Origin of the sequence: Geothrix oryzisoli, from assembly GCF_022808865.1 — a bacterium.
Classification (GTDB): Bacteria; Acidobacteriota; Holophagae; order Holophagales; family Holophagaceae; genus Geothrix; species Geothrix oryzisoli.
Map to the genome: position 1 here is coordinate 341594 of NZ_JAKZLB010000002.1, position 12770 is coordinate 354363.

At 63.5% G+C, this 12770-nt stretch carries 5 protein-coding genes and 1 tRNA gene; 1 reads left to right on the top strand and 5 read right to left on the bottom strand.

What is annotated here, in order from left to right; genetic code table 11:
- Positions 1-71 precede the first annotated feature (71 nt).
- The 5 genes from MLE43_RS06280 to MLE43_RS06300 all read right to left on the bottom strand — a co-directional run bounded on the left by MLE43_RS06280 (position 72) and on the right by MLE43_RS06300 (position 12154).
- Entirely contained in the window at positions 72-3257 is a 3186-nt protein-coding gene (locus tag MLE43_RS06280) for a TonB-dependent receptor (RefSeq protein ID WP_243302622.1), read from the bottom strand.
- A 309-nt stretch (positions 3258-3566) separates the two neighbouring features.
- On the bottom strand, positions 3567-6539 hold the full coding sequence (locus MLE43_RS06285; protein ID WP_243302623.1) for a TonB-dependent receptor: 2973 nt from the start codon (positions 6537-6539) through the stop codon (positions 3567-3569).
- A gap of 327 nt (positions 6540-6866) precedes the next feature.
- A complete protein-coding gene (locus MLE43_RS06290) occupies positions 6867-9902 on the bottom strand; it encodes a TonB-dependent receptor (protein ID WP_243302624.1) in 3036 nt (1011 codons plus the stop codon).
- 241 nt (positions 9903-10143) lie between these two features.
- Complete coding sequence (locus MLE43_RS06295) at positions 10144-11448, bottom strand: thymidine phosphorylase (RefSeq protein ID WP_243302625.1); 1305 nt, start codon at positions 11446-11448, stop codon at positions 10144-10146.
- A gap of 25 nt (positions 11449-11473) precedes the next feature.
- Positions 11474-12154 carry a hypothetical protein gene (locus MLE43_RS06300; RefSeq protein WP_243302626.1) on the bottom strand — a complete coding sequence of 227 codons (681 nt, stop codon included), beginning with the start codon at positions 12152-12154 and terminating at the stop codon, positions 11474-11476.
- 105 nt (positions 12155-12259) lie between these two features.
- On the opposite strand from MLE43_RS06300, the gene MLE43_RS06305 reads away from it, so the two are divergent.
- A tRNA-Phe gene (locus MLE43_RS06305) sits at positions 12260-12335 on the top strand.
- Positions 12336-12770 lie beyond the last annotated feature (435 nt).

Below are 12770 nucleotides of genomic sequence, written 5' to 3' on the forward strand. Positions count from 1 at the left end.
GTATGAGTGAAGTTTTTTCAATGAAAACGGGCCCCGAAGGGCCCGTTTCTTGAGTGGTCGCGAGGTTCTGATTAGAACTGGAACTTCACGCCAAACCGGTAGCGACGGCCGATCTGCCAGGCATTGGCGGAGCCGAAGCGGATGTCGCCGTTGCCGCTCTGGTCAGCAGCCTGCTGGAGCTGGCTGGTGGCGAAGCGGGTGTTGAACACGTTGAAGATGTCCACGCTGGGGATCAGCTTGTACTTCTTGCCGATCTTGTAGGCCCAGTCGAGGTGCAGGTCCACGTTGTTGAGGGCGGGGGTGCGGCCGTAGTCCCCCTGGGCGCCCTTGGTGGGCACACCGTCGCCGTAGAAGCCGATGTCCAGGAACTTGTAGGTCTTGTCCATGGAGCCGATCCACTGCGTGCCGATGCCGTAGCCCGGGCCGGACTGCCAGTTGGCGGGGTTGTTGTACTCGGCATCCGACGCCACGACGATGGGATTGCCGCTCAGGGTCGTGTTGTTGTCGTAGTCCAGGTAGCCCAGGTGGGCGGTGTCGTAACCCGCGGGCTTGCCGTGGGTCAGGGAGCCGTCATCCCAGGCGCTGTTGGGGGTGCCGCTCTGGTAGGTCCAGTTGAAGCCCACGTTCAGGTCGCCGCCGAAGAAGTCGAAGCGGTGGCTGGCGTAGAGCTTGACCACGTGGGTGCGGTCGTTGGGCAGGAGGCCGTAGCCCACATAGGGGAAGTAGTCGAAGCTGGCGGTGATGTTGCCGTCAGACTGGCCGTTGGAGCCGGACACCACGCCCTCGTAGTTGCCCTCCAGGCGGCTCCAGGTGTAGCTGAAGCTCAGGGTGTCGCGGTCGGTCTTCTTGTCCAGGGTGAAGTCCACGCTGGAGTACTTGTTGCCGGCCTTGGGGAAGCCCGTGTCCTGGACCGTGAAGAGGCCCGTGGCGGCGTTGTAGTAGTCCGAGATCTTGACGCCGTAGTTGTTGTAGCCGGTCGGGTAGCCGTAGTACGAGCCATTCGCCAGGATGATGTTGGTCATGCTCTTGGGATTGGGACGCCACTGCTGGAAGGCCCCGGGGTTGCCGATGACCGCCGCGCCGGCGCCGTACTTGGGCGTGCCGCTGCCGGTGTAGGAGATGGCCGGACCCTCATCGTAGGGATTGCCGTAGGCGTCCGTGAACACCATGTCTTCCATGGGGTTCTTCAGCTCGCGGTACTTGGCGTGGATGCCGGCGGTCCAGCCGCTGGCGAAGGTGTGGTCCACACCCAGGATGTACTCACTGCGCTGGGGGAGCTTGGTGCCCTCGGCGATGGGATCGAAGCTGAAGGGCGTGCCGTAGTCGGTGATGCTGCTCGGGGCGGCGCCGTAGGTGTACGCGCCCGTCGTCGTGTCGTAGGTGGAGTTGTTGGGCTTGTAGTTGTAGCGCAGATAGGTCTCATTGGCGTAGACGCGAATGGCCATGCGCTGGGGGATCTGCTCGAAGTAGCGGGCGTAGTTGCCGCTGATCTTCGTCTTGCCATCCTGGTTCACGTCCCAGGTGAAGCCCAGGCGGGGCTGGACGTAGTCGCTGAACTTGTCGAACTTCATGAAGGACTTGTCGTGGAGGTCCCGCTGGTCCTGGGTCTCGAAGCGGAAGCCATACATCGCCTTGAAGCCGGCGCCCATGTCCCAGGTGTCCTGCACGTAGGCGGCGTTGATGATCGCCTTCACGGTGGCGTTGGTGTGCAGGAACTGGCGGATGATCTGGTTGGTGGACCCGGTCGGATTGATCGACACGCGCTCACCACCGGAGGTGGCGGCGATCTCGCTGTACTTGGAGACGAGCTGGGACAGGCCGAACTTCATGTTGTGGTTGCCCACGAACCAGCTCAGGTCCACGCGGGCCTGGGTGGTCTGGGTCTTCTCCTCGGCGGAGTAGTAGCCGGCGCCGCCGCGGACGAAGGCCAAGCCGTTCAGCGGGTTGTTGCCCGTATTGTTATGGATCGGGTCCGCAGCGATCCAGGCGTTCATGCCAGGGCCCGTCTCCTCCCACAGGTAGTCGGTGACGCGGATGTGGCTGGTGTCCGTGGGGTCGTTGGTGGTCTTGTACTGGCTGGTGCCCAGCTTGGCGCTGAGGAACAGGCTGGGGCTGATGTTCCAGTCGTAGTTGAGGACGAAGTTCTGGACCGTGTCCTTGCGGTTGTAGCCCAGCTGGGCGTCGCCCAGGGTGCCGGGGTAGACCTTCGGGAAGTCGTCCTTGTGGCTGTTCACGTTCGCCGAGAAGGTGAACTGCTGGTCCTGGGTGAGGTACCAGTTGATCTTGCCGATGACCTGGAACTCGTCGATGGTCTCATCGCCATTGCGGAGGCCATTGGCATTGGGAAGGTTGTTCTTCTCGGGGGACTCGGTCTTGCTGCCGTCCACGCCCACGAAGAAGAAGAGCTTGTCCTTGATGATGGGACCGCTCACTTCGCCGCCGAGGTCGTAGCGGCTGCTGGGGGCGGTCTGCTTGAAGTAATCGTTGTGCTTGGGCAGGGCCTGGATGCCGATGGCGTCCCAGGTCGCCCAGGCGGAACCCTTGAAGGCGTTGGTGCCGGACTTGGTGATGGCGTTGATCACGCCGCCGAGGGCGCTGAACTCGGGCTTGAAGCCGCCGGTCTGGATCTCCACCTGGTCGATGAAGTCGGTGACGAGGGAGGCGCCCTGGAAGCCGCGGGCCAGGTTGGTGGTGGACAGGCCGTCCACGACGTAGCTGTTCTCAGCCGCGGAACCGCCGCCGATGGAGGGGTCGTTGCCGAAGCCGCCGGTGACCACGCCAGGAGCCAGCATGGCCACGGTGCTCATGTCGCGGCCCTTGGGAATGGCCGAGAGGTTGTCCATGGAGGTCACGAGGCCGGTCTGGGTGGTGGTGGTGTCCACCGTGGCCGTGGTGCCGAGCACTTCGACCACCGTCGAGGCCTCGGAGGCCATCTTGAAGGTCACGGGCTGGGTCTGGTTCACCAGCACGGAGACGTTCTGGGTGATCTTCTGGAAGCCGCTCTTCGTGACTTCGATGGTCCAGGCGCCCGGATTCAGGAGGCCGAGACGGAAGGCGCCATCGGCGCCCGTCACCGCCTGGCGGGTGGTCTGGGCGGAGGTCAGGCGGACGGTCGCGCCTGCGACCGGGGCGCCCTTGCCATCCGTCACCGCCCCGTTGACGGCACCTGTGGTGGCCGTCTGCGCGTGAGCGACAATGCCGCTCCCGGCAACGATGGCGGCGGCTGTGAAGCCCAGCCGGGTCAAGATTCGATTCATAGAAACTCCTTTGGGGGGGAAGGCGGCCGAAGCCGCATGGTGCAGGTGCGGACTGCGGAATGACGAAAGCAAACCCGCCGCAGGACTCTGCGGCGGAGGGGGTCGTCATCAGAAGGGACTACCAAAGACCGGGGAGAAGTGTGGAAAGAATAGGCCAGGTTCCAAGGTCTTTACAAATATTTTTGACTCTGGATCTCAAATGATGCATCGAATCATGATGATTGGGCGTTTTTAGCCCATTTCTAAAAAGGTTCCCTTTCCCAAAAAGAAAGAGGCCCTTGCGGGCCTCTTTCTTTGGAGCGGCGTTCCTTAGAAGCGGAAGCCGGCGGATGCGGTGATCGTACGGGCCGAGCCGTAATAACTCGAAGAAGCGGGGACCGTGCCGTACGTGGAGAGGGGGATCCAGGGGGAATTCAGGCCCTGGTTGGCAACACCGTAGCTGCCAGCCGCCGCGTTGTAGCTGGCGCTGTAGTTAATAATCTGCTGGTGGTTCAGCACGTTGCTGATGTACAGCTTGCCGAAGGCGGTGACATCCTTGCCCGAGACCTTGAAGAGCGGGAAGTCGTGGGTGAGGGCCAGGTCAAGGTAGGCCGCGCCGGGAAGGACGCCCTGGCCGCGCTGCTGGTCCTTGTACTGGGTGAAGGAGGTACCCGCCTGGTCGGGAAGGCCGGGGTTGAGCTGAGAGACATCGAGGCTACGGGTGTAGCTGAAGTGGGAGCCGGTATCAAAGCGGTAGACCCAGCCCACGGTGCTCTTGCCGAACTCGTTGATGAAGGTCTTGCTGGCGTTGAAGCGCATGCGCGTAGCCACGTGGCCCGAGAGGTAGCCCTCGGGGTGCAGGTCGTTCTTGTCGAACATGGCCACCCCGTCGGTTACGTTCCAGGAATTGATGGACTCACCGCGGGCGGGGGTGGAGGAGCCTTCACCCTCGTAGTTACCCTTCAGGCTGCTCCAGGTGATGTTGCCACCGATGGTCCAGCCGTTGCGGTTGAGCTGGCCCTCAAGTTCCAGGCCCTTGTACTTGCGGGTGGCATCCGGGTTGTTGTCCCAGACCTTCACGTAGAGGTCGTCGCCAGCGGGGCTGATCACGTGACCGCTGTTGCCGACGGTGACGTCGATGAGGTTCTTCCAGTTCTTGTAGACGCCGGTGACCTTCACGAAGCCTTCACCCAGGCCGGCCACGTTGTAGGTGAGGGCGTAGCTGCCCTGAACCTCGTCCACGGTGGGGGCCTTCATCTTGTCGTTCAGCTTCACGTTGAGGCTGGGATCGTTGTAGCCCACCATGACAGTGTAGAGGGCCGGGTTTTGCAGGGCTGCGAATGAAATACGGTCGGCGTTCGTGCGGCCATGAGCCGCGTAGGTGGTGGCAAGGTAGTCGATCTCGGTGGGGTTGCCCTGGCCGGTGACCGAGTTGGTGATGCCTTCCAGCACCTTGGCGTTGTAGCGGGCGTAGCTCAGGCCGAAGATGTGCTTGCTATCGCCGAACAGGTCGTACTTGAGACCCAGGCGGGGGGACAGGCCGTTGGCGCCGGCAGTCTTGCTGCCTGACTCGTTCTCGGCCTTGTAGCTGTCAAAGCGCAGACCGACCTGGAGGTTCCAGTGCTGGTCGATGCTCCACTTGTCGTTGACGTAGAGGCCCGTGGAGAAGTTGCTCGCCTCGCCGGCCTTGCTAATGTAGGTCTCCATGACATACGGGATAGCGGTGCGGCCCGGAATAGTGATGGCCCCGAGCGGGTTGGTGGCGGGCAGGGTGGTGTCGACCAGGACGGCACCGTACGCATCGAAGATGTACCCGGTGGGGCTCTGGTCGTTGCGGGCGCGGCGGATGCCCTTGTAGTAGTCGATGCCGAAGTCCGTCTGGTGGCTGCCAGCGGCATTCCAGAAGAGGCTGGCCTTGAGGTTCAAGGTGCGGTTGTCGCGGTTGTCACCGCCGTCCGCGCTGTTGAAGATGCCGTTGTTGTAGAAGCCGCCCGACTCCATGGAGTAGATGGGGCTCTGGCCGTTGGCGGCGCCGCCGGCGGAGAGGTTCTGGTGCTTCTTGCCGAAGCGCAGTTCCGTGGTGAAGTTGGAGGACCAAGCCGACCGCAGGGCGATGTTGAGGAAGTCGGACACGGACACCTGGGGCACCAGGGCTTCCAGTTCGCCAGCATAGTAGTTGCGGTTGGTCTGGTTGACGGCGTTCTTCATGTACGAAGCCACCAGGGTGTGGTCCTGGTTGATGGACCAAGTCAGCTTGGCCTGGCGCCGAATCTCGTTGTTGTGACGGGTATAGCCCGCACCAAGGCCCTCAGGACCGTTCGCGATGGGAACGCCACGGGAGCCGTTGCCGTTCGCGCCGGGGGTGAGGTTGGCGGAAGTGCCGGAGCTGCCTTCACCGATGGTCCCGAACACGTCAGATTTGGTGGTGAAGTAGGACGCCGCGAACCAGAGACGGTCCTTGAGAATGGGGCCGCTCAACTGCAGAGTCTTGGTCTCGCCCAGAACGTTCTGAACGGCCGTGCGGTTCGTGAAGGGCTGGGTGGCGTTCCAGGAGGGATCGGACAGTTCCCAGCGGAGGGAGCCGCTGAACTCGTTGCCGCCGGAGCGGGTGATGGAGTTGATGATGCCGCCTTCCACGTCGCCGTACTCGGCGGACATGGCACCGGTGATGACCTGGGTCTCTTCGATGGAGTCATCGATGAGGGCCACACCGCGGTTGTTGTAGGCGTTGTCAGCGATGTTCTGGCCGTCCAGCAGGTAGAGGTTGCCGGAGGTCATGGCGCCGCGGATCTGGACGCGGCCGCCCACGCCGACGGTGACACCGGGGGTGAGGAGGGCCACGCCTTCCTGCGTGCGGGCGTTGGGCAACATGTCGACAGCGTCGGCGCGGTAGTTCGTCGCGGTCTTGACGTCGGTCTTGTCGACGGCGGGGGCGGCGGCGACGACTTCAACCACAGCGCCACCGACCTTGGTCAGGGTGACCTTGGGGGTGAAGGTCTGGTCGATGCCGAGCTGTTCGGTGATCTTGCGGGTTTCGAGACCGTCCTTGGTGTACTGGATGGAGTACAGGCCGGGAGGCAGCAGGCGGGCAATGAACTTGCCGTTCGCGTCCGTCACGTAGGTGCGCACGCCCTGCAGCGCGGGCGAGGTCAGGCGGACGGTGACGCCGGCGAGGGGAGCGCCGGCAGCGTCGACCACCAATCCGGTGACGTTCGCGGTCTGAGTGCCCTGTGAGTACAGAGCAGCCCCGCCCAGGGCGATGAGGGCCGTAAGGCGGCCCAGGCGGTTGTTCAAGAGATGCATAGCATCCTCCAGGAAACCAGAGCCGGACAGGTGCGGCTCCGTGGTGAAAAAAGCATCTGTGGCCCCGGGTGGCGCGCGCAGAATTGCTCGAGCTTGGGGTGTGACAGAAGGAACGATGGGGAGAAAGATCCGAGACTGATGATGCAACCATTGTATTGCGAGGGGCGTTAATTTTTGTGAAGTTCCCAAAAAACAAAGGAACCGATCCGGCAAAAGCGGCATCTTCCCTCGCGCTTGAGAAACAGTTGCAATACGGGGCAGTTTCATGGAGGGGCATGGAAAAGGGGGAGGGTCGCCCCTCCCCCTTTTCCTGGTGCCTGGCGGAATCTAGAAGCTGAACTTCACGCCGAGGCGCACGCGGCGACCGGCATCATAGGCGGGCGTTCCGCCGACCACGCCAGTGGGTCGCATGTAGTTGGGATTGACGGTGTTGATGCCCAGGTCGACGTTGGTGTCCAGGGCGGTGACCTTCTGCTGGTTGAAGGTGTTGAAGACATTCGCGATGAAGATCAGGCGCTTGGCCTTGCCCACCTTGAAGGTGTACTGGGCGGCCAGGTCGAGGAGGAACCGGGAGGGCAGGCGGCCTTCCACGCCGCGGCCGTAGACCGGAATCTCACCCGCGTTCTCATACACGGGGTGGGCCAGGTATGAGGTGATGGGGGTGCCGGTCAGATAGCGGGCGGTGAAGCCGACGTTGAGCCCCATGTCCCAGTTGTAGCTGCCCCCGGTGTTGATTACGAGGGTGCGGTCGGAGGGCAGGGCGCCGATGAGGAACTGTTCCTGGCCCGTCAGGCCACGGGCGGGATCCGCCAGCAGTTCCACCGGCAGGTCATAGAGGCTGGAGATGTTGGGGTCGGACTGCCCGTTGTCGTTGCGGAACAGGCCCTCGTAGTTGCCCTCCAGCTTGGAAAGGCGCATGTTCATGAAGGCGCTGTACTTGACCGTGTTCTTGCGCATCTCGAACTCGAAGGCGTAGTAATTGCGGGTCGGCGCCGGGAAGGTGGCCGTGCCGGTGAACCCGGTCAGGGCGGCAATGGCCCCGTTGTTCTCGCCGGGGTTGGCGATGAAGTAGCTGTCGCCATCCAGGGACATGTCCTCCAGGATCCGGCCCAGCTTGCGGTAGATGAACCGGTTGCTGAGGGCGACGCCGTTCGTGAGCTCGACGTCGAAGCCGAAGACCATCTCATCCTGATACATGGACTTCGTGCCGGGGATGACGAGGGTCGTCTGGTCGCCGGTGGTGCGGAAGTGGGTTGTGGTCACACCGGTCGGATTCGCCGAACTGATCCCCACCTTTTCACCTGTGAGCGGATTCACGTCATAGGTCGATGTGCCATTCACGATGGGATTGGAAAGGCCATTAAATCCGGGGGCCAGGGTCATGAAGTCGGACCGGTTCACGCCTCTTTCGTTGGAGAAGGCGCGGACGCAGATGTCGTTGGGGACCTTCTCGAAGTAGCGGCCCCAGAAGGCGTAGAGCTTCGACTTGCCGTCGCCGCTCATGTCATAGGTGACCCCGAGGCGGGGGGCGATGTTGTCACTGGCCTTGAACTTGTAGGTCTGATCCTGGCCGATCATCTCCTGGCCTTCCATGCGGACGCCCAGCTTGAAGTTGAGCCGGTCCAGCTTGATGGCGGTCTGCAGGAAGTAGGCGTCGTACTTGGTCTTCGTTTTGATCTGGGGGCTCGAGATGTCGCCCCGGACGATGCGGTAGTAGGGGGTGATGTTGTTGGGTCCCTCCGGCTGCGTGGGATCGGCCATCATGTAGCGTTTCTGGATGGAAAGACCCTGGGAGAAGACGATCCCGGTGGCGTGGGGGTCCACGAAGCCCAGCGGGCCGGACCGCTGCAGGTTGGACTTGTAGTCCACATCCTCATGGAGGTAGCCGATCTTGAAGTCGAAGCGGCCCCAGGTCCGGGACAGCTTGATGTCGAACTGCTTGTTCTCGCCCTTCAGCTTTTGTTCATAGAGGCCGGCCGAGTTGGGGGAGATGGTGGCGCCACCTCGGGTATCGACCACCGACCATTCGGTGTTGCCCAAGGCTGAAATCGAGGTCTCGAAGGTGTTCTCAGTGGAGGTGGCGCGGGCTTCCAGGAAATACTCATTGGCGAAGGTGGCGTTGTACTTCAACGTCAGGGTCTGGCTGCCGAACTTCAGCTCGGTGTCCTTGCCCTCGGTGCCCCGGAAGGCGCTGAAGAGCTGGGGACCCAGGTCCCGCTTGCCGGGATCGCCGAACGCGCTGAATTCCAGGATCTGATCCGTCGCCACCACCCACTGCAGCTTGCCGTAGTAGGAGTCGGTCTTGTTCTTGTTTTCGAGGGTCTGACCCGTCCTCGGCCAAAGGTAGGTTCCGGGAACCCTGGGGTCGTCCACAGTGGCCGGAGTGGTCTTGATGTTGTAGGGCGCGATCCGCTTCTGGGTTTCCGAAACAGGGTTGTAGCCCACGAAATAGAACAGCTTGTCCTTGATGATGGGGCCGGAGACAAAGAAGCCCAACTCCGCGCGGTCGTACGATTTCCAGGTGGGCTGTTCTGTGCCGTCCGTACGGAAGACCTGCCGGTCCGCAGCCTGGAGGCTATCGATGTCCAGGAAGGCGAAGACGCTGCCCTGGAAGGTGTTGGAGCCTGATTTGGTGACGGCGTTGATGATGCCGCCCGTGCTCTGGCCGTACTCGGCCTCCATGGCGAAGCTCTTGACCTGGACTTCCTGGATGAAGTCCGAGTTGATGCCCGTGCCGAGGGAGCCATAGATGATGGAGAAGGAGCCGCTGCCGCCGAAACCGGTGTTGGTGGTGTTGGCGCCGTCGATCACGTACTGGTTCTCGAGGCCGGTGCCACCCGAGATGGAGGGGTTGTTGGCTCCGGTGCCGCCGCCGTCGACCACGCCGGGCGCCATCGAGGCGATGGCGGTGAAGGAGCGACCGAGGGGCATGGTGCTGAACTCGTCGGAGCTGAAGGAGGTGCCACTGGTCACCGCGGTGGTGTCCAGAGCCTGGGTGGTGGCCACCACCTCGACCACCGCGCCCGCGGCGCGGGTCATGGTGATCCGCAGGGGCGTCAGGGTGTTGATGGAGGCGGTGGCGGTGAGCTTCGTGGCCGTCTCATAGCCGGCCGCCGTCACCGTGAGGTGATACTGGCCGGGAATCAGGGCGGACGCCTTGAAGGTGCCGTTGGCATCGGTCACGCGAACGACCTGGCCGCGGCCACCGTCGAGGATGACCTTCGCGCCGGCGACCGGGGTGCCGTTCGGGGCGGTCACCGTCCCGGAGATGGCGCCTGTCGTGGCGTCCTGCGCACACAGCATCACCCCGCCGAGGGCGATGAGGGCCGTCAGGCGGCCGATGGAAGAGATGGTTCCATGCATACAACCTCCGAATGAAATCGGGGCCATGCACAACAGGTCCCGAGGATGAACACGGGTCCTTCATCAGAGGTCGCTTCGTCAGAGCCCGCCCGGGCTCACATTGATGACCTCTGAGACATCTGCTTAGAAAAGATCGGGGTTCTCGGGCCGGATTTTAGCTGAAGTCCCCAAAAAGGGAAATTTTTTTGAATGGGTCGGGAACCCTTTGTGGTACGGGCGCACTTCGAATGGTTTTTGAGACTCAGCAGCCGATGGTATCCAACAGCCAGGATCCCTGGCTGGGCGGGCCTTCCATGAGTTCCAGGGTGGCTCGGTAGGCTTCGTCATGAAGCCGGTACCCGGCCTTGGCGTAGGCCGTGAACACCTTGTCGCCCTTCTCGAGCCGCTGGCCCACCCGGGCATGCACCCGGATGCCCACACCCAGATCGAGGACATCGTTCCGGTCCTTGCGCCCGGCCCCCAGCTCCATGGCGAGGAGCCCCAGGGCGCGGCCGTCGATGGCGGCCACCACCCCGGCCCGGTCGGCCAGGACGTCGATGGTCTGGCCGGCCTGGGGCAGGCGGCTGAAGTCGTCCAGGGCCCGGGCGTCGCCCCCGTTGAGACTGGTGAAGCGCCGCAGGGTCTCCAGGGCGGAGCCATCCCGGATGCTGGCCTGCACCTTGGCCAGGGCCTCGGGCAGGGTCTGGGCGGCGCCGCCCATGATCAGCATCTCGGCGGCCAGGCGGAAGCTCATCTGGGCCAGCTCGGAATCCGCGTGCTCGCCACGGAGGATCTCGACGGATTCCATGACCTCCAGGGCGTTGCCGATGGCCCAGCCCAGGGGGGCGTCCATGCGGGTGATGAGGGCGCGGATCTGCATGCCGTGGGCCGTGCCCACGGCCACCATGCTCCGGGCCAGGGTGCGGGCGTCTTCCAGGGTCTTCATGAAGGCGGTGGGGCCGCACTTCACGTCGAGGACCAGGGCGTCAGCGCCGCCCGCCAGCTTCTTGGACATGATGCTGGCGGTGATGAGGGGGATGCTCTCCACCGTGGCGGTGACATCGCGGAGCGCGTAGAGCTTCTTGTCCGCCGGGGCGATGTCGCCGGTCGGAGCGGAATTGGCGAAGCGGGTTTCCTTCAGGCTGCGGAGGAACTCGGCATCGGTGAGCTCCACCTTGAGCCCCGGGATGGCGGCGAACTTGTCCACGGTGCCGCCGGTGTGGCCCAGGCCACGGCCGCTGAACATGGGACAGGGCACCCCGCAGGCGGCCACGATGGGGCCGAGGATGAGGGTGGTCTTGTCGCCGACGCCGCCGGTGCTGTGCTTGTCGACCTTGGTGCCGGGCACCGAGGAGAGATCCATGCGCTTGCCGGAATCCCGCATGGCCAGGGTGAGGGCCAGGGTTTCGTCCGTGGTCATGCCGCGCCAGCAGGTGGCCATCAGCAGCGAAGCGCTCTGCTCATCGGGGATGCTGCCGTCGGCGGCCCCCTTCACCCAGAAGGCGATCTGTTCGGGCGACAGGGCGCCGCCCAGCTTCTTGGTGTAGATCAGGTCGTACATCCGCATGGGATGACTCCTCGTCGGGAAGGCCTCAGATGCTCTGGATCAGCCCTTCAAAGGCGCTGGCATCGCCGCGCCCCTTGAAGCGGGCTTTGTACTCGGCCAGATCCTTGAGGGCCTGGGCCCGGTCCCCGGCCAGGCGGTCGGCGTCCAGCTGGCTGGCCCAGAAGGCCTCGGCCCAGGGCTCGCCGGGCGCGGCCTTGGCCCGCAGGCCGTCCAGCTGGGTCCGGGCGGCCTGGGCCTGGCCCAGGGCCAGGGCCCGCTGGGCGAGACGGATCTTGCCCCAGGCATCCTTGGCTTCGGCGGGGGCCTGCTCCTTGCCGCCCAGAGCCAGGCGCCAGCTGGCCAGCAGCCCGGCGGTGGCAGCCTTGCGCGACGAAGGCGCCTGGTTCACCAGGGCCTCCAGGCGACCCAGCCGCTCACGCATGCGCTTCTCGACGTCGGCAGGCGCGACGGGCGTAATGCCATCCCCCTCGACTTCCATCTGCAGGGCCGAAAGGGCCGCTTCGTGCTTCTCGGCGGCCTGGGTCTGGTAGGCGCTCCAGCCGCCGTAGATCACTCCCACCATGACCACCGCGGCGACCCCGATGAGGACGGGTTTCAGCAGCCCGCCATCCTCCTCCTCGCCCTTGCCCAGTTTGGTCTGGAAGTGGGCGAGACTCTGCGCGGGCTTCTGGACCTGGATCTCACGGTTCTTGGTGGGCTGGGCCATGACGGACCTCTCTGATGGAGCATCACTCAAACCATTGAGGATGCACCAATCTCCTCCGTTCCGGCACTTGAAAATGCGCCTGCGCCTGATATCCTGGACCTTCCTGCCTGGGTAGCTCAGTTGGTAGAGCAATGGATTGAAAATCCATGTGTCGGCGGTTCGATTCCGTCTCCAGGCACCAGTGAAACCCCCATGCCTTCTAGGTTTGGGGGTTTTTCGCGTGCGGGGGATGCTGTCTCAAAGAGCCTGATTTCCTGCCTCAATTCTAGCATTTAGGGGTGTGATTCCCTACAAAATCCCTACATCGGACCGGACCCCAAACCCGCACCGATGCTGACAAAAGGTAGCCCGGGCAGGGGTTCGCCGGAGCGTGGTCACCGAAGTCAGGAGGACCGGGGTGGTCCGCCTAGATTCCGCTTTCCGTCACCTTGGGACCCCGGGAGGGGTTTTCCTAGCTGGTCTGACTGCATCTGCCAGGGGCACCGGGTGTTCGACCTATGAACCGGGGTCATGACCAGAGACGAGTTCGGGCTTTACCAGGAAGGGTGGATAAGTAGGGAGCGGAGTTTCTGGCAGAAAGGAACCCAGTGGTGAGCATCGAGTAACCTTCAAGCCC

Excerpts from the sequence above, each read along its gene's own strand:
- MLE43_RS06280 (WP_243302622.1), bottom strand. The coding sequence starts at position 3,257 with ATGAATCGAATCTTGACCCGGCTGGGCTTCACAGCCGCCGCCATCGTT.
- MLE43_RS06285 (WP_243302623.1), bottom strand. The coding sequence starts at position 6,539 with ATGCATCTCTTGAACAACCGCCTGGGCCGCCTTACGGCCCTCATCGCC.
- MLE43_RS06290 (WP_243302624.1), bottom strand. The coding sequence starts at position 9,902 with ATGCATGGAACCATCTCTTCCATCGGCCGCCTGACGGCCCTCATCGCC.
- MLE43_RS06295 (WP_243302625.1), bottom strand. The coding sequence starts at position 11,448 with ATGCGGATGTACGACCTGATCTACACCAAGAAGCTGGGCGGCGCCCTG.
- MLE43_RS06300 (WP_243302626.1), bottom strand. The coding sequence starts at position 12,154 with ATGGCCCAGCCCACCAAGAACCGTGAGATCCAGGTCCAGAAGCCCGCG.